Annotated in this window: 15 protein-coding genes and 1 tRNA gene; 11 read left to right on the plus strand and 5 right to left on the minus strand. The window is 63.5% G+C overall.

Annotated features, from left to right (window positions below):
• The first annotated feature begins 155 nt into the window (after positions 1-155).
• The 3 genes from QA645_RS19715 to QA645_RS19725 all read left to right on the plus strand — a co-directional run bounded on the left by QA645_RS19715 (position 156) and on the right by QA645_RS19725 (position 2,066).
• The gene (locus QA645_RS19715; RefSeq protein ID WP_283052404.1) at positions 156-1,376 is read left to right on the plus strand and encodes a GGDEF domain-containing protein; all 1,221 of its coding nucleotides are present in this window, start codon (positions 156-158) and stop codon (positions 1,374-1,376) included.
• 57 nt (positions 1,377-1,433) lie between these two features.
• Positions 1,434-1,670 (plus strand): hypothetical protein, encoded by a 237-nt coding sequence (locus tag QA645_RS19720; protein ID WP_254131899.1) that lies wholly within the window; start codon positions 1,434-1,436, stop codon positions 1,668-1,670.
• A 99-nt stretch (positions 1,671-1,769) separates the two neighbouring features.
• Positions 1,770-2,066: an antibiotic biosynthesis monooxygenase family protein gene (locus QA645_RS19725; RefSeq protein WP_035673823.1), complete on the plus strand. Its 297-nt coding sequence runs from the start codon at positions 1,770-1,772 to the stop codon at positions 2,064-2,066.
• 7 nt (positions 2,067-2,073) lie between these two features.
• Here QA645_RS19725 and QA645_RS19730 read toward each other — a convergent pair whose 3' ends face one another.
• Positions 2,074-3,207 (minus strand): AI-2E family transporter, encoded by a 1,134-nt coding sequence (locus QA645_RS19730; protein WP_283052410.1) that lies wholly within the window; start codon positions 3,205-3,207, stop codon positions 2,074-2,076.
• A gap of 281 nt (positions 3,208-3,488) precedes the next feature.
• Between QA645_RS19730 and QA645_RS19735 the strand changes: the two genes are divergently transcribed.
• Together QA645_RS19735 and QA645_RS19740 are read left to right on the plus strand one after the other, a co-directional pair.
• Positions 3,489-4,262 (plus strand): gamma-glutamyl-gamma-aminobutyrate hydrolase family protein, encoded by a 774-nt coding sequence (locus QA645_RS19735; protein WP_283052411.1) that lies wholly within the window; start codon positions 3,489-3,491, stop codon positions 4,260-4,262.
• Between the two features lie 101 nt (positions 4,263-4,363).
• Positions 4,364-4,975, plus strand: coding sequence for a hypothetical protein (locus tag QA645_RS19740; protein WP_283052413.1), 612 nt, complete (start codon positions 4,364-4,366; stop codon positions 4,973-4,975).
• Positions 4,976-5,132: 157 nt separating this feature from the next.
• Here QA645_RS19740 and QA645_RS19745 read toward each other — a convergent pair whose 3' ends face one another.
• The 3 genes from QA645_RS19745 to QA645_RS19755 all read right to left on the minus strand — a co-directional run bounded on the left by QA645_RS19745 (position 5,133) and on the right by QA645_RS19755 (position 7,814).
• Entirely contained in the window at positions 5,133-5,708 is a 576-nt protein-coding gene (locus tag QA645_RS19745; protein WP_283052415.1) for a DUF4291 domain-containing protein, read from the minus strand.
• Between the two features lie 207 nt (positions 5,709-5,915).
• The gene (gene glnA, locus QA645_RS19750) at positions 5,916-7,325 is read right to left on the minus strand and encodes a type I glutamate--ammonia ligase (protein WP_092228756.1); all 1,410 of its coding nucleotides are present in this window, start codon (positions 7,323-7,325) and stop codon (positions 5,916-5,918) included.
• 150 nt (positions 7,326-7,475) lie between these two features.
• Positions 7,476-7,814 carry a P-II family nitrogen regulator gene (locus tag QA645_RS19755; RefSeq protein WP_007603495.1) on the minus strand — a complete coding sequence of 113 codons (339 nt, stop codon included), beginning with the start codon at positions 7,812-7,814 and terminating at the stop codon, positions 7,476-7,478.
• 379 nt (positions 7,815-8,193) lie between these two features.
• Here QA645_RS19755 and QA645_RS19760 point away from each other — a divergent pair, with 379 nt between their 5' ends.
• Together QA645_RS19760 and QA645_RS19765 are read left to right on the plus strand one after the other, a co-directional pair.
• Positions 8,194-9,693: an NAD(P)H-hydrate dehydratase gene (locus tag QA645_RS19760; RefSeq protein ID WP_283052418.1), complete on the plus strand. Its 1,500-nt coding sequence runs from the start codon at positions 8,194-8,196 to the stop codon at positions 9,691-9,693.
• Positions 9,693-10,130: a GNAT family N-acetyltransferase gene (locus tag QA645_RS19765; protein WP_254131893.1), complete on the plus strand. Its 438-nt coding sequence runs from the start codon at positions 9,693-9,695 to the stop codon at positions 10,128-10,130. The genes QA645_RS19760 and QA645_RS19765 overlap by 1 nt, the downstream gene beginning before the upstream one ends.
• Before the next feature lies 1 nt (position 10,131).
• Here QA645_RS19765 and QA645_RS19770 read toward each other — a convergent pair whose 3' ends face one another.
• A complete protein-coding gene (locus tag QA645_RS19770) occupies positions 10,132-11,448 on the minus strand; it encodes a multicopper oxidase domain-containing protein (RefSeq protein WP_283052421.1) in 1,317 nt (438 codons plus the stop codon).
• Positions 11,449-11,603: 155 nt separating this feature from the next.
• On the opposite strand from QA645_RS19770, the gene QA645_RS19775 reads away from it, so the two are divergent.
• From QA645_RS19775 to clpX, 4 genes are all read left to right on the plus strand, one after another.
• Positions 11,604-11,688, plus strand: a tRNA-Leu gene (locus QA645_RS19775).
• A gap of 180 nt (positions 11,689-11,868) precedes the next feature.
• On the plus strand, positions 11,869-13,227 hold the full coding sequence (gene tig, locus QA645_RS19780) for a trigger factor (protein ID WP_283052423.1): 1,359 nt from the start codon (positions 11,869-11,871) through the stop codon (positions 13,225-13,227).
• 281 nt (positions 13,228-13,508) lie between these two features.
• On the plus strand, positions 13,509-14,144 hold the full coding sequence (locus tag QA645_RS19785) for an ATP-dependent Clp protease proteolytic subunit (protein ID WP_254120080.1): 636 nt from the start codon (positions 13,509-13,511) through the stop codon (positions 14,142-14,144).
• A gap of 449 nt (positions 14,145-14,593) precedes the next feature.
• Positions 14,594-15,865, plus strand: coding sequence for an ATP-dependent Clp protease ATP-binding subunit ClpX (gene clpX, locus QA645_RS19790; protein ID WP_018320118.1), 1,272 nt, complete (start codon positions 14,594-14,596; stop codon positions 15,863-15,865).
• Positions 15,866-16,125 lie beyond the last annotated feature (260 nt).

Here is a 16,125-nt window from a genome sequence, read left to right on the forward strand (position 1 = left end):
TTGTTCGTTTGTACGCAAATTGAAGACGAGTTTCCCGAAAACTTGGGCCCCGATGAAAACCTGAATGGAACTCGCGGGACATAGCGTCGCATCTGGAAGGGCGCGCAAATCGGATGTGCCGATCGCGTAACTGCTATGTTCAAGAGGGGGCCGACATGATGTCGCTCGATAGCATCACGCTCTATTTGGTCGCCACGATGGTCGCCGCACTGCTCGGCGCCATGATGGTGTTTTTCGGCAGACAGGAGAACAGCCCCGCGCTGAAATGGTGGGGCACCGCCTATCTGCTCGGCGCGGCCTCCGTCGCGCTGTGGACTGCGACCGGCGACAAGCTCGGCCCGCACCTTTATCTCGCACTCAATGCGGTGGGCTTCGTCGCTTGCGGCATGGTGTGGAATGCGGCGCGCGTCTTTCACGGCCGCAAGCCGAACTGGCCCGGTCTCGTGCTCGGCGCGCTCGCCTGGATCGCGACGGTGACGCTGCTCGATCCCGCGGCGTCGATGCTGCGCATGATCATCGGCGCCGGTATCGTGTCCGTCTATGCGGCGCTGACCGCGAGCGAGCTCTGGGTCGAGCGGCGCAAGAGCCTGCAACGGCGCTGGCCGGCTTTCGTCGTGCCGGTGATGCACGGCTGCGTGCTGATGCTGCCCATCCTGCTCGGCAGCTTCCTGCGTCCGAACGATGCCGGATTCTCGCATAGCGTCTGGGTCACCGTGTTCGCGGTCGAGCTCGTGCTCTATGCCGTCGGCACCGTGTTCGTGATCTTCATGCTGGTGTCCGAGCGCACGGTGACTGCGCACCGCACCGCTGCGTCGACCGATCCGTTGACCGGCATGCTCAACCGCCGTGGCTTCTCGGAAGCCTGCGCGCGCATGATCGAGCGCGAGGCCAAGGGCGGCCGGCCCGTCACCGTGATGATCTTCGACATCGACCATTTCAAGTCGATCAACGACCGCTTCGGCCATCCTGCGGGTGACGAGATGCTGAAGCTGTTCTCGACCGTGGTCGTCAACAATCTCCGCATCTCGGACCTGTCGGGCCGTATCGGCGGCGAGGAGTTCGCAGCGCTGCTGCCTTGCGCGCTGGAGGAGGGTGTGCTGGTCGCCGAGCGCGTGCGCGAAGCATTCGAGACGTCCGGCATCGCGGTCGATGAAGGCCCGGTCGACACCACCGTCAGCATCGGCGTGGCCGGCGGCCCCGCCGGCACCGAGCTCGAGGTGCTGCTGGCCTCGGCCGACACCGCGCTCTACCAGGCCAAGCGCGGCGGCCGTAACCGCGTCGAGGCTGCGGAGGAGCTGCCGTTGTCGCTGGAGAACTGGCGCCGCCAGAGCGCCGCGCGGATCGGTGTACCCAAGACACAGCCGGCGACGGCCTGAGGCGAAAGGGTCGCGCGGTAATCCCCTGTTTACCATTCGGTTCCTACCATTGCAGGTATGGAATCGATCCGTCGACAGAACCCGCAAGCTGCCCTGATGTCGCTCGAAGCTGCTGCGGCGTCGGCTCGCGGCGGCTTCGCCTGCCTGTTCTCGACCGCGGACGAATACGAGACCGCGCTGATCGCCGAGCGCCGTGCCCAGGGGCGCTACACGCAGGACCGCGGCTATTGGCCGGTCGCATTGTTCATCGGTTGTACGCTGATCGTCCTCGGCACCGCGCTGCTGTTCGCCTGAGAGCGCCGCATTTTCGACCGGGCAGGGCGCCGTTTCGGCGCCTTTTTCTTTGGCCCCGGCTGCGGTAGACACGGCCACCAAACAAAAGGGTGGAAACCGATGATCACCGAGATCGCTCAAATCGACGTCAAGCCGGGCAGCGAGAAGGATTTTGAGGCCGCCGTCGCCAAGGCCAAGGCCGCCTTCGGCCGCTCCAAGGGCTTTCACGGGTTCGAGCTGCACAAATCGATCGAGAAGCCGCAGCGCTACCGCTTGATGGTGAAATGGGCGACGCTGGAGAACCACACGGTGGATTTCCGCGGCTCCGAGAATTTCACGGAATGGCGCGGGCTGGTCGGTCAGTACTTTGCCTCGCCCCCGGAGGTCGAGCACACCGAGACCGTGCTGACGACCTGAGCTTGCTCTACGCCGCCTCCGCGAGAGGCGGCGCCTCGTACGTCTTGAAATGGTCGATCATGACCTTGGCGATGGCGACGAGTGGCAGCGCCAGCGCCAGGCCCCAGATTCCGAAGACGACGCCGAGCAGGATCTGAAACGCAAACAGCGTGGCCGGCGGGATGTCCAGCGCCTGGCGCTGCAGGATCGGGGTCAGCACGTAGCTCTCCATCGCATGGACGCCGAGGAACAGGATCAGCGCGGACAGCGTCGGAATCCAGCCCGAGGCGAGGCTCGCCAGCACCACGACGACACCGGCGATGATGGCGCCGACGGTCGGGATGAACGCAAGCAGGCCGGCTTGGATTCCCAGGATGAACGAGCCGGGGATGCCGATGATGGCAAGCCCGATCCAGGTCACCACGCCAACCGCGATCATCACGATGATCTGTGCGATCAGCCAGCGCTCCAGCGTCTCGCCGATGCGGTCGACGATGAGCGTCGCGCGGATGCGATGCCTGGCCGGGACGAGAAACAGCAGCCCGTCGTGATAGACGCCGGGCTGCGCGGCGAAGGCCAATCCCAGGAACAGCACGATAAAGATGTTGCCGACGGCGCTGATCGCACCGAATAGCAGCTTGAAGGTCTGGCTGACGATCGCCCCGCCGCTGGAGGCAAGTGCGCCCGCGCCCGGCAATGGGCCGTGTGAGGTCTGGTTCGCGGCAGGCGCCGTGTCACCAGAGGACGAGGCGGCGGAGCTGGCATTGCCGAGATCGAAGACGCTGGTGTCGATGCCGTGGTTCTCCAGGAACGACCTGACATGCGATATCTGCGACTTGATGGTGTTGCTGAGCACCGAGGCCTGCTCGGCGATGGTCGCGCCGCCGAGATAGGCGACGCCTGCGAGCAGCACCGCCAGCACGATGCAGACGATCGCGAGCCGCGCCGCATGCGGCAGCTGAACGCGGCGGCCGAGCGCATTGGTCAGTGCGTTGAGGCCGACGCCGAGCAGCATGCCAGTGAAGATCAGGAGCAGAGTGGCGGCAAAGTACCAGGTGAAGGCCAGCATCGCCGTGAACAGCACGACCCCGATGCCGCCGACTGTGATCGCCCAGGCGAGATCGGAGCGGTTTTTGGGTTGGTCATCTCTGGAGACGGTCACTTCTTGTCCTTTCCGGAGTGGCCAATTCGGCGTGGCCAAGACTTCGGCGTAGCTGCGACGCACTCTTTGGTGAAATCCGGCCGGGGATCAAGCCGGGCCCATGCGCCGGATTGAAGCGCCCTCGGACCCCGGGGCCAACGCCTTGGGTCCACCGGGGTGCCCCCGAGGGGGTGCATTTGCGCGAAAAATTGCATTGCCGTCCCGCGAACCCTTCTGTTGAATTTGTTCCATCCGAGGGGCATGTTTGGAGAATCTTTTTCGGCGGGAGGTCGGAACGGGAGATGAGAAAGCCGGTCGTCGGCGTGATCGGGAACGCCCATCGTGTCGAAAATCGATTTCAGGTCCAGATGGTCGGTGAGCGCAATTTGCGCGCCGTAGCCGAGGTCTCCGGCGGCTTGCCGGTGATGTTCGCGGGGTCGCCCGACATCACCGATATCGCCGCACTGCTCGACGCCGTCGACGGCATCGTGCTCACCGGGGCCCGCGCCAACGTGCACCCGACCCGCTTCAACGTCGACCCCTGCGAGAAGCACGAGCCCTACGACATCCACCGCGACGAGGTCGCGCTGGCGCTCTCGATCGCCTGCGTCGCCCGGGGCATTCCGTTGTTCGGCATCTGTCGCGGCTTGCAGGAGATGAATGTCGCCTTCGGCGGTTCGCTGCACCCCGAGATCCGCGAGATTCCCGGCCGCATGAACCACCGCATGCCCAGGCTCGAGAATGGCGAGATCCATCCCGATCCGACCGTCGTGTTCGCCGACCGTCACGACGTCGACCTCACGCCGGGCGGTGAGTTCGCAAAGCTGCTCGGCTGCGAGAAGATCCGGGTCAATTCGCTGCACGGGCAGGGCATCCTCGATCCCGGCAAGCGGGTGCTGATCGAAGGTATCGCCGAGGACGGCACCATCGAGGCGATCCGCATCGCGGAAGCGCCGACCTTCGCACTCGGTGTGCAGTGGCACGCCGAATACGACCCGCAGCGCAATCCCATCAACCGCAAGCTGTTCGAGGCGTTTGGCGAAGCGATGGTGGCGAAGCAGAAGGCGGCGGCGTAGGCCGATCTTTTGGCCGCAGGCACCGCGAACGCAGCAGAGCCAGACACTCTGCCGCGTGCTATTTTGTTGCTTTGAATTTTTTCAAACTGGAATTGCGCACGATGATTTGTCGATCGATCGTTGTTGTCTCGATCCTGCTCGCATTCCCCGCCATCGCCCAACCCGCCGCGCCGACCGAGGGCCCGGTCACCTGTGCATCGCCGATCGCGCCGGACGACACAGCCAAGAGCCTCATGCAACGCTACGGCAAGGAGGCGGTGATGCAGGATCTGTCGGGCGCGGAAGGTGAGACTTACAAGGGGCTGGTGTTGTTTCCGAAGGCAAAGGACCAGCGGCTCGAAGTCGCCTTCGCGGAAGACAAATCGAAGCGCGTTTCCGGCCTGATGCTGCACGACACCGCCAGGACGAGCAAATGGAACGTCAGTGGCATCACGATCGGATCGAGTCTTTCCGACGTGCAGAAGGTCAACGGCAGGCCGTTCCTGGTGGCCGGCTTCGAGTGGGATTACGGTGGCTTCGTCACTGACTGGAAGGGTGGCGCACTCGGCCGTCCGATGCAGGGTGGCTGCACGGTGACGGTGCGTTTCGACAGGAATGCGGCCGCGCCCAAGTCGCTGCTCGGCGACGGCGTGAAGGTCCTCTCCGACAACGCGACGCTGTTGAAGTGGGCGCCGGTGGTGTCGGAGATCGGCGTGAATTTTCCGGACAAGTGAGTGACGGGCGAACTGCGCTCGCAATATCTCCGACGGAATAAACCAATCAGTAGGAATTGCTGCGTGTCGATTTTTTCGATTCCGATTCGTTCTTTGAGAACGAAGTGGAGTCAGATGCAGAACGAAAGTTGATGGCTCCGCACCGCAAAGCTCGTCTCTACGGTATGATGACGTTGTAGACGCGCTCGGGCGGCAGTCTGGCGCCGGCCTCGTCCAGTCTATTGTTCTTCACCAGATCATGAATCGTGCGAGCAAGGTCGGTCACGTCGGTGATGTCCCGAATCCATTGTCCGACATAGAGGGGCACGGCCGCTTCGCCGAGTCCGATCTGGATGGCGCGATGGGGCAGCGCTCGAAGATGGAGATCGCGCTCCGGGTCCCACTGAATCCGTACGGGCGAATTGGTCTTCAGCCTATTCCAATCCGCCTCATTCATGGAGGGGGCGGGTTTGCTGGGACAACTATTGTCCAGGGCCCAGTGGAATCCCTCGCGGCTGATGTCGATCGCTAGAATCCGCCGCTGGCCCGCGTCCTTGTAGCTCCAGCCGCTGCGATACATCATCCAGAGAAACGACGGCTTTATCCAAGTCATACGGCTGATCTTGAAGGGCGGAGAAACGAACGTGCCCTTTGCCAGGGCGGTGTCCGCAATCTCGTCGCTATAGGCCTGGTAGACCCGTATCGTCTGATCGTCATAGACGGCTCTGATTTGCCGTTCGGGAATATTAATCATAGCTGGTCGCAATTTGTTCTGGACTCTCCCGCGCTACCCGCAATCCGACGTTGTCCGTTGGGGAGATTATCTCTCGCCTCCAGCCTCTAGGACAACCTTAGCTCGAAGGCAATTGAAACACAGCTAGTGCTGTGAACGATGACTGCCCCAAACAAGAAAGGCGCCCCTTTCGGAGCGCCTTTTGCCTGTTGCGAAAGTTCGAGCCGCTTAGCCCGAATAGTACATGTCGAACTCGACCGGGTGCGGGGTCATTTCGAAGCGGGCGACTTCGGTCATCTTCAGCTCGATGTAAGCGTCGATGAAGTCGTCGTCGAACACGCCGCCGGCCTTGAGGAAGCCGCGGTCCTTGTCGAGGTTTTCCAGCGCCTCGCGGAGCGAACCGCAGACGGTCGGGATCTGCTTCAGCTCTTCCTTCGGCAGGTCGTAGAGGTCCTTGTCCATCGCCGGACCCGGATCGATCTTGTTCTTGATGCCGTCGAGGCCGGCCATCAGCATCGCGGCGAAGCCGAGATAGGGATTGGCGAGCGGATCGGGGAAACGCACCTCGACGCGCTTGGCCTTCGGCGAAGCGGTGTAGGGGATGCGGCAGGAGGCCGAGCGGTTGCGCGCGGAGTAGGCGAGCAGCACCGGCGCCTCATAGCCCGGGACCAGACGCTTGTAGGAGTTGGTCGACGGGTTGGTGAAGGCGTTGATCGCCTTGGCGTGCTTGATGATGCCACCGATGTAGTGGAGGCAGGTCTCCGACAGGTCGGCGTACTTGTTGCCGGCGAACACCGGCTTGCCGTCCTTCCAGATCGACTGGTGCACGTGCATGCCCGAGCCGTTGTCGCCATAGACCGGCTTCGGCATGAAGGTGGCGGTCTTGCCGTAGATGTGGGCGACCTGGTGGATGCAGTACTTGTAGATCTGCATGTGGTCGGCCATCAGCGTCAGCGTGTCGAACTTCATGCCGAGCTCGTGCTGGGCGGAAGCGACTTCGTGGTGATGCTTCTCGACCTTCACGCCCATCTTGGCCATGGCGCCGAGCATTTCGGAGCGCATGTCCTGCACCGAGTCCTGCGGCGGGACGGGGAAGTAGCCGCCCTTGGTGCGGATGCGGTGGCCGAGATTGCCGCCTTCATATTCGGTGTCGGAGTTGGTCGGCAGTTCCGAGGAGTCGACGCGGAAGCCGGTGTTGTAGGGGCCCGACGAGAAGCGGACGTCGTCGAACACGAAGAACTCGGCTTCGGGGCCGACGAACACGCTGTCGCCCACGCCCATCGACTTCACCATGGCCTCGGCCTTTTTGGCGATGCCGCGGGGGTCGCGGTTGTAGGGCTCGCCGGTGGTCGGCTCGAGCACGTCGCAGGTGATGACCATGGTGGTTTCGGCGAAGAACGGATCGATCGTCGCGGTCACCGGATCGGGCATCAGGCACATATCGGACTCGTTGATCGCCTTCCAACCGGCGATCGAGGAGCCGTCGAACATCGTTCCTTCGGCGAAAATGTCCTCATCGATCATGCTGACGTCGAACGTCACGTGCTGCCACTTGCCGCGCGGATCGGTGAAGCGCAGGTCGACGTACTTGACGTCGTTGTCCTTGATCGATTTCAGGACGTCTTTGGCGGTCTTCATGCATACCCCTTTTGGCTCTGCGGGTCGGTTTCCAGATGAGCAGATTCGTTCTCGCTTTCGGCGAGTTGGCGCAACCGCACAAACGAAATCAGGCCGCCGAAGCAGCCTTTTTTCTTTCAGAGTGTCGCAAAATTCGGGATAGCACCCGGCTCAGATAGCGTCCAGCCCGGATTCGCCGGTTCGGATGCGGATCGCCTCTTCGATATTGGAGACGAAGATCTTGCCGTCGCCGATGCGCCCGGTTTGCGCGGCACGGCGGATCGCGTCGATCGCGCGCTCGACCAGGTCGTCGCCGATCACGATCTCGATCTTCACCTTGGGCAGGAAGTCGACGATGTATTCTGCGCCGCGGTAGAGTTCTGCGTGGCCCTTCTGCCGGCCAAAGCCCTTGGCCTCGGTCACGGTGATGCCCTGGAGGCCGACTTCCTGAAGCGCTTCCTTCACCTCGTCGAGCTTGAACGGCTTGATGATGGCTTCGATTTTCTTCACTGCGCGCCTCCCGGCCTTTCGATCAAATAGCAACGTCTTCGTCAGGATGCGCTTTTCTTAACGCACGATCTTGTCTTCGCTATGCCGGGACCTGACCAGCCCGGCAACAACGGCCGGCCACACCCAGAAAATGCCAGTGAGCACGACGAACCGAAGCGACTTCCTCGAAAGCAGGGTCTATGCCAAGTTGCAAATGCCCTGATTACTGGAGCGTTATCAGCCTTTTAACGAGCATCTCTGATAGGTGGAGCCGACCGGCTCAAAATACCGCAGACTACGAAATAGGCAAACGGTTCAATATCTGTGCAGATCGTTGTTCCGTTGCCCGGATCGGCATGAAACGTGCCTGTTGAAAAGGCGTTTGGACCAGGGAAGTGGCATGGAAGTTCTAACCACCGCCGAAATGCAGCGCGCTGATCAACTCAGCATCACTGCCGGCACGCCCGGCTTCAAGCTGATGCTGAGCGCGGGCCAGGCGGTCGCGGAGGCCGCCAACGCACTGGTGGAGGAGGGGCCGATCCTGATCGTTGCCGGCCCCGGCAACAACGGCGGTGACGGTTTTGTCGCAGCCGCGGAGCTCGCCGCGCAGGGGCGCGAGGTCTCCATCATCCTGATGTGCGAGCGCGATCAGCTGCAGGGCGACGCAGCCTCCGCCGCGCGCGGCTGGAAGCAGCCGGTACTGCCGTTCAATCCGCAGGCGATCGGAAAGCCGGCGCTGATCATCGATGCGCTGTTCGGTGCGGGCCTCAGCCGTCCCGTCGAGGGCGAGGCACGCGCGATGATCGAGGCGATCAATGCCAATGGCGCGCCGGTGCTGGCGGTCGATCTGCCGAGCGGCATCAACGGCACCAGCGCGGCCGTGCTGGGCGTCGCGGTGAATGCCGCCGAGACCGTCACGTTCTTTCGCAAGAAGCCCGCGCATTTGCTGCTGCCGGGTCGCATGCATTGCGGCCGCGTGCGCGTCGCCGACATCGGCATCGACGCGCAGGTGCTCGACGAGATCGCGCCGCAGCTGTTCGAGAACGACCCGGATTTCTGGGGCGCCGCCTTTCCGGTGCCGCGCATCGATGGCCATAAATACGCGCGTGGCCATGTGCTGGCGCTCTCCGGCGATGCGGCCGCGACCGGGGCTGCGCGGCTCGCCGCCCGCGGCGCCTTGCGGGCCGGCGCTGGCCTCGTGACGCTCGCGACCCCGCGCGATGCGCTCGCGATCAATGCAGCCGCACTGACCGCCGTGATGGTGCGTCCCGTCGACACCGTGGTCGAGTTCGGCGAGCTGCTCGCCGACAAACGCTACAATACCTGCATGATCGGTCCCGGCGCCGGCGTCGCTGCGCGCACCTGCGACATGGTTCACACCGCGATCTCGGCGCAGCGCCATGTCGTGCTCGACGCGGATGCGTTGACGAGCTTTGCCGCCAATCCCGAGCGGCTGTTTGAATCGATCAAGTCCGCGGCTGAGGCCGAGGTGGTGCTGACGCCGCATGAGGGCGAGTTTCCGCGGCTGTTTTCCGACCTCAGCAACAAGACTCCGGGTCGCTCGAAGCTCGAGCGGGTGCGCGCTGCCGCGGAACGCTCCGGCGCCGTCGTGCTCCTGAAGGGCCCCGACACCACGATCGCCGCCCCGGACGGCCGCGCCACCATCGCCGCCAACGCGCCGCCCTGGCTCGCCACCGCCGGCGCCGGCGACGTGCTCGCCGGCATCATCTCGGGTCTCCTGGCGCAGGGCGTGCCGGCGTTCGAGGCCGCCAGCATCGGCGTCTGGATGCATGGTGAGGCGGCAAGCGAAGCGGGGCCCGGACTGATCGCCGAAGACCTCACCGAGACGCTGCCGGCCGTGCATCGGCGGATCTACGGCGCGCTCGGGATCGAATACTGATGCTTCGGCCGCTCGCGCTCCCCGACATGGGCGCGGCGGCGCGGGTCCATCGGGCGGCGTTTGACCAGGCGATGCCGTGGCTCACCGGGCTGCATACGCCCGACGAGGATCACTGGTTCTATCGCGAGCGAATCCTTCCGACTTGCCGCGTGTGGGGACGCTTCGACGGCGATGAGCTGAGCGGGATCATCGCCTTCCGTGACGGCTGGATCGAGCAGCTCTACGTGCTTCCCGCTTTCCATGGACGCGGCATCGGCACGGAACTGCTCGACATCGCCAAGGGCGCCAGCGAGCGGCTCGAGCTCTGGACCTTTCAGCGCAACGCTCCGGCGCGCCGCTTCTATGAGGCGCGCGGGTTCAGGATGGTCGAGGCGACCGACGGGGCGCGTAACGAGGAGAGGGAGCCGGACGCCCGCTACGTCTGGGAGCGCGCCTAGCTCACTCCACCCCATACCACCGCACCAGCCGCGGCGCGGCCCAATCGGTGACGACGGATTCGATCAGCCATCGTCCCGGCGAGGTCGCGGCGAAGGCGATGCGCTCGGTCTGGCCAGGCTCGATGGCGAGCGTGTCGAGCCAATAGGGTTTCCAGCCGTCGTCGAGCCGGTCGAGCAGGCGGAAATGGTGGCCGTGCAGGTGGAAGACGGTGGTCGCAGGGCCGGAGTTCTTCACCGCCAGCACGACGGTCCGGCCGGTCTTGGCGCGGAAGGCAGGCGCCGAGGCGGTGGAGAAATTGGCCGTCCTGGCCCAGCCGGCGTCGGCGGGGCCGAGCGCGACATCGAACCGCAGGGCGCCCCTCAGATCGAGTTTTTCGGGAAGGTCGTTCGAAGGCAGCGGCTGCGGCGCGGGGAGCGGGGTGCGCCGCTCCAGTTTGCCGGAAACGGCGAGGCGCCCGATCGGGCGCGCCTCGTTGCCGTCATGCAGCACCAACGCGGCCGATGTGGCCGCATCCACAAAGGCATCAGCGCGCGCGCCGGGGGCGAGCACCAGGGCGCCGTTGCGGGCCGGGAAGGGCTCGGCCGGCTGACCGTCCAGCGCCATCACCTGGACCTCGTGGCTTTCCAATTTGATTGCCAGAACAGAGCGTTGCGAGCCGTTGATGAAGCGCAGCCGCAGCCGTTCGCCGGCTGAGGCTGAGAGTTCGAATGAAGTGCGTCCGTTCAGCGTGTAGAGCGGGGTCGTGTCCTTGGGATCCCGGCCCGGCGGAAGTGCCGTGCCGTCCGGCCGCACGCGCCATTCCTCGATCAGCAGGACCTCGTCGCGGTCGGTGGCGACGGGGCTCGTCTCCGCGGCGATGACCGGGAGCGGGCGTGCCGGCTGGTTCAGGCGGTCCTCAAAGAGACGGAAGTTGGCCAGCAAGGTTCCCGCGTTTGGTATTGAAATAATTGATGTTTCGGTCGAGCCCGGTGCGGTGGGCGCCCGTCCCGCCAACGGGTCCGGTACGGGGGTGCCATCGAGGCCGTACCAGGCTGGGGCAAGCGGCACAGGCAGGTCGTTCCGAAACACCACCTCGCAGCGGTCGCCGCGCTTGAAACGCACATTCCCGATGTGGCTTGCGGCAGCCAGCTCCCAGATCGGTGTAGCCGGCTGACCCGGCCTCAGAGCCAGCGTGGCTGGCCTCGCCTGAAGCGCGACCTGGGCGGTCGGAAGCGGGCCCGCACCGCCGGCCATCAGGCCGGCGGCCGAGGCCCCCAGGGAGGTGCCAATTCCGGCCAAAACCTCGCGCCGGTTCAGGTCAAAAATCCGCGGTGTCATAAGCGCGATCCGGACCATGCCGCGCTGGATAAGTCCAGCCACCGTGCCTACTTGGAGAGTGCCTCCATCAGGCCATTTTTTTGCTGCGAACAATCGGGCACATGCTATAAGCCCGGCCGCCCGCGGCATCGCGGCCGGTCTTGATGCAAATTTACGCGGGCGTGGCGGAACTGGTAGACGCGCTGGATTTAGGTTCCAGTGACGAAAGTTGTGGGGGTTCGAGTCCCTCCGCCCGCACCAAGCGCTTTCAGCGTTTGCACGGATTACTGAGGGGCCTCGCTCCGCGCGGATGTTTTTCCGCATGGAGCCGGGCTCGATGAACCACCGGTGTTGAGGCGTTTGCCTCGCGCCGGATCGATTAATGACAGCGTCCCGACGCGGGAAGCGTGCCGGGACCGAACGGGAAGAAGATTGGACGCCATGCAGGTCACAGAAACCCTCTCGGAAGGCTTGAAGCACGAGTTCAAGATCAGCGTTCCCGCGTCTGATCTCGACGCCAAGGCTGGTGCCAAGCTCGTCGACCTCAAGGACAAGGTTCGCCTCAACGGCTTCCGTCCCGGCAAGGTGCCGGTCGGCCACCTCAAGAAGGTCTATGGCCGTTCGGTGATGGCCGAGACTATCGACCAGACCATCCGCGACACCAACACCCAGCTGTTCTCCGAGCGCGGCTTCAAGCTCGCGACCGAGCCGAAGATCACCATGCCGACCGAGCAGGCCGAGGTCGAGGAGCTGCTCTCGGGCAAGTCCGATCTGACCTACACGGTCGCAATCGAAGTGGTGCCCGCGATCGCGCTCGCCGACTTCAAGACCTTCCAGGTCGAGAAGCCCGTCGCTGACGTGTCCGATTCGGACGTCGACGAGGCGATCAAGCGCATCGCCGACACCAACCGCGGCTATGCCGCCAAGGGCGAGGACGCCAAGGCTGCCTCCGGCGACCGCGTCACCATCAACTTCAAGGGCACCATCAACGGCGAGGCCTTCGAGGGGGGCACCGGCGAGGGCATCCAGGTCGCGATCGGATCCAACACCTTCATCCCGGGCTTCGAGGAGCAGCTGATCGGCATCGGCGCGAACGAGACGCGCACGCTGAAGGTGTCGTTCCCCAAGAACTACATGAGCGAGAAGCTCGCCGGCCAGCCGGCCGAGTTCGAGACCACCGCGACGCTGATCGAGGCACCGCAGGATCTCACCATCGACGACGAGTTCGCCAAGACGCTCGGCCTGGAATCGCTGGACAAGCTCAAGGAAGCCGCGCGCGAGCGGCTGGTTGCCGAATACGCCGGTGCGACGCGCCAGCGCGTCAAGCGCGCGCTGCTCGACCGTCTCGACGAGGCGCATCGCTTCGAGGCGCCGCCCTCGCTCGTCGACGAGGAGTTCAATCTGATGTGGAACTCGGTCAAGGCCGAGATGGATTCCGCCGGCAAGACCTTCGCCGACGAGGATACCACCGAGGACAAGGCCAAGGAGGAGTACCGCAAGATCGCCGACCGCCGCGTGCGTCTCGGTCTCGTGCTCTCCGAGATCGGCGAGAAGAACAAGATCACCGTGACCGACGACGAGGTCGGTCGTGCCGTGATCGAGCGTGCGCGCTCGATGCCGGGTCGCGAGAAGGAAGTCTGGGACTATTACCGCAGCAATGCCCAGGCGCTGGCCCAGCTTCGCGCACCGATCTACGAGGACAAGGTCGTCGACTTCATCCTCGAACTCGCCAACGTGACCGAGAAGAAGGTTTCGCGCGAGGATCTGTACAAGGACGACGAGGAAAAGACTGCAGCCTGAAGGCGTTGAGACAGTCTTCTATTAAGGATGATCAGCGAAGGGGCCCAGCTAGCCAGATGGCCGGCTGGGCCTTTTTGCAAGAATCAGCTTCAAGTGCCCGGTAGATTAAGCCTTAATTCGTTCCGCACTTGTCTCGCGCGAATTGGGCTATATCTGTCGGTGCACCCTGTACCCAAGCGTTCTACTTGCAAGCGTTCCTGTTCTACCAACTTCCTGCATCACGGGACGTCCATCGGCCTTCCGGCAAGAGTGGCGGCGTCCTCCGAAAACCTAGGTGACTCATGCGCGATCCGGTTGAAACCTACATGAACCTCGTGCCCATGGTGGTCGAGCAGACCAACCGTGGCGAGCGCGCCTACGACATTTTCTCGCGCCTGCTGAAAGAGCGCATCATCTTCGTGACCGGACCGGTCGAGGACGGCATGTCGACGCTGATCGTCGCGCAGCTCCTGTTCCTCGAAGCGGAAAATCCGAAGAAGGAAATCTCGATGTACATCAACTCGCCGGGTGGCGTGGTGACGTCGGGCCTTGCGATCTACGACACCATGCAGTTCATCCGCCCGCCGGTTTCGACGCTGTGCACGGGCCAGGCCGCTTCGATGGGCTCGCTGCTGCTCTGCGCCGGCGAGAAGGACATGCGCTTCTCGCTGCCGAACGCGCGCATCATGGTGCATCAGCCCTCCGGCGGCTTCCAGGGGCAGGCCACCGACATCATGCTGCACGCTCAGGAAATCCTGAACCTGAAGAAGCGGCTCAACGAGATCTACGTGAAGCACACCGGCCAGACCTACAAGACGATCGAAGACGCGCTGGAACGCGACAAGTTCCTGACCGCCAACGACGCCAAGGAGTTTGGTCTGGTCGACAAGGTCATCGACAAGCGCGCCGAAGAGGCCGCAGCAGCGAAGACCCCGTAGCACTCGCGGGACCGCAACAGCGATCCCCGGAGTGAGCGGGGATCGTCAGCACCGCGTTCACGTTAAGGACGCGTTGGCACGGGCGCAAAATCCAGTTTTGCGCCCTGCGGCAGGCAGAAAGTTCCGCTTTCGTGCTCGTTTTTTCGTGGTAATCCAGCAACGCTGGGGTGATTTCTGTCACTTCGCCCGTGCCAAGACGTGAAATCACGGTATTGTCACGGGTAGCCAGCGAGCCCCTGATTAGCGAATTCTTGATAGTCGGGTGACAGCATGGTTGGCTACGAATGATCGGCTATGATCGCGGAGAATCGAGTGACCGTGATTCGCACGGGATGTAACGCGTAGGGTCTTTTTTGGTACGGAATTTGCTCTATTTGAATCCCTTACCCGCCAACGTTTCGGGATGGGACGATCGAGCGGACGGGATCGAACCGCGGACGGAGACATGAATGAGTAAGGTCGGCACGAGCGACTCCAAGAACACGCTATATTGCTCGTTCTGCGGCAAGAGCCAGCACGAAGTCCGCAAACTGATCGCGGGTCCCACGGTCTTCATCTGCGACGAGTGCGTCGAGCTCTGCATGGACATCATCCGCGAGGAAAACAAATCCTCGCTGGTCAAGTCGCGCGACGGGATTCCGACGCCGAAGGAAATCTGCAAGGTTCTCGACGATTACGTCATCGGCCAGAGCCATGCGAAGAAGGTCCTGTCGGTCGCGGTGCACAACCACTACAAGCGCCTCAACCACCAGACCAAGCACAACGACGTCGAGCTCGCGAAGTCGAACATCCTGCTGATCGGTCCGACCGGTTCGGGCAAGACGCTGCTCGCGCAGACGCTCGCGCGCATCTTGGACGTGCCGTTCACGATGGCGGATGCGACGACGCTGACCGAAGCCGGCTATGTCGGTGAGGACGTCGAGAACATCATCCTGAAGCTGCTCCAGGCTGCCGACTACAATGTCGAGCGCGCCCAGCGCGGCATCGTCTACATCGACGAAATCGACAAGATCAGCCGCAAGTCCGACAATCCCTCGATCACGCGCGACGTGTCGGGTGAGGGCGTGCAGCAGGCGCTGCTGAAGATCATGGAAGGCACGGTGGCTTCGGTCCCGCCGCAGGGCGGCCGCAAGCATCCCCAGCAGGAATTCCTGCAGGTGGATACCACCAACATCCTGTTCATCTGCGGCGGTGCGTTCGCCGGCCTCGAGAAGATCATCTCGGCGCGCGGTCGGTCGACCTCGATCGGTTTCGCCGCCCAGGTGATGGCGCCGGAAGACCGCCGCACCGGCGAGATCTTCCGTCACGTCGAGCCTGAGGATCTCCTGAAGTACGGCCTCATCCCCGAGTTCGTCGGCCGTCTGCCGGTCGTGGCGACGCTCGAGGATCTGGACGAGACCTCGCTGAAGAAGATCCTGACCGAGCCGAAGAACGCGCTCGTGAAACAGTACCAGCGGCTGTTCGAGATGGAGAACATCGAGCTGACCTTCGCCGACGAGGCGCTTGGCGCGGTTGCCCGCAAGGCGATCGAGCGCAAGACCGGCGCGCGTGGTCTGCGTTCGATCCTCGAAGCGATCCTGCTCGAGACCATGTTCGACCTGCCGGGCCTGGAAGGTGTGGAAGAAGTCGTGATTTCCCGCGAAGTCGTGGAAGGTACGGCGCGTCCGCTCTACATCTACGCCGATCGGTCCGATCGTGCCGTCGAGAACGCCAGCGCCTGATTTTGCGGCGCTGGAACGCTCCTGTCGTCATTCATAGTAGCGGCTGCGGACATGTCCTCCGCAGCCGGCGTTGCGTCGCTTACCCAAGTGCGTAAGCGCCTGATGGCGCGTGTTTTTCAATGACTTGACACCCCCCGGGTCGATAGCCACCTAATGTCGGCGGCGAGCAAGAATTCTGTTCAAGATTCGCCTCAGTTCCGATCCGGCAAGCCCGGTCCAACCTTGAAATGGTAGGCTGGTTTTGTGGATCACCTCGGCAC

This window comes from Bradyrhizobium sp. CIAT3101, from assembly GCF_029714945.1.
Classification (GTDB): Bacteria; Pseudomonadota; Alphaproteobacteria; order Rhizobiales; family Xanthobacteraceae; genus Bradyrhizobium.

What these genes read in the sequence shown, in the direction of transcription:
- QA645_RS19715 (WP_283052404.1), top strand. Translation starts at nt 156, where the DNA reads ATGATGTCGCTCGATAGCATCACGCTCTATTTGGTCGCCACGATGGTC.
- QA645_RS19720 (WP_254131899.1), top strand. Translation starts at nt 1,434, where the DNA reads ATGGAATCGATCCGTCGACAGAACCCGCAAGCTGCCCTGATGTCGCTC.
- QA645_RS19725 (WP_035673823.1), top strand. Translation starts at nt 1,770, where the DNA reads ATGATCACCGAGATCGCTCAAATCGACGTCAAGCCGGGCAGCGAGAAG.
- QA645_RS19735 (WP_283052411.1), top strand. Translation starts at nt 3,489, where the DNA reads ATGAGAAAGCCGGTCGTCGGCGTGATCGGGAACGCCCATCGTGTCGAA.
- QA645_RS19740 (WP_283052413.1), top strand. Translation starts at nt 4,364, where the DNA reads ATGATTTGTCGATCGATCGTTGTTGTCTCGATCCTGCTCGCATTCCCC.
- QA645_RS19745 (WP_283052415.1), bottom strand. Translation starts at nt 5,708, where the DNA reads ATGATTAATATTCCCGAACGGCAAATCAGAGCCGTCTATGACGATCAG.
- glnA (WP_092228756.1), bottom strand. Translation starts at nt 7,325, where the DNA reads ATGAAGACCGCCAAAGACGTCCTGAAATCGATCAAGGACAACGACGTC.
- QA645_RS19760 (WP_283052418.1), top strand. Translation starts at nt 8,194, where the DNA reads ATGGAAGTTCTAACCACCGCCGAAATGCAGCGCGCTGATCAACTCAGC.
- QA645_RS19765 (WP_254131893.1), top strand. Translation starts at nt 9,693, where the DNA reads ATGCTTCGGCCGCTCGCGCTCCCCGACATGGGCGCGGCGGCGCGGGTC.
- QA645_RS19770 (WP_283052421.1), bottom strand. Translation starts at nt 11,448, where the DNA reads ATGACACCGCGGATTTTTGACCTGAACCGGCGCGAGGTTTTGGCCGGA.
- tig (WP_283052423.1), top strand. Translation starts at nt 11,869, where the DNA reads ATGCAGGTCACAGAAACCCTCTCGGAAGGCTTGAAGCACGAGTTCAAG.
- QA645_RS19785 (WP_254120080.1), top strand. Translation starts at nt 13,509, where the DNA reads ATGCGCGATCCGGTTGAAACCTACATGAACCTCGTGCCCATGGTGGTC.
- clpX (WP_018320118.1), top strand. Translation starts at nt 14,594, where the DNA reads ATGAGTAAGGTCGGCACGAGCGACTCCAAGAACACGCTATATTGCTCG.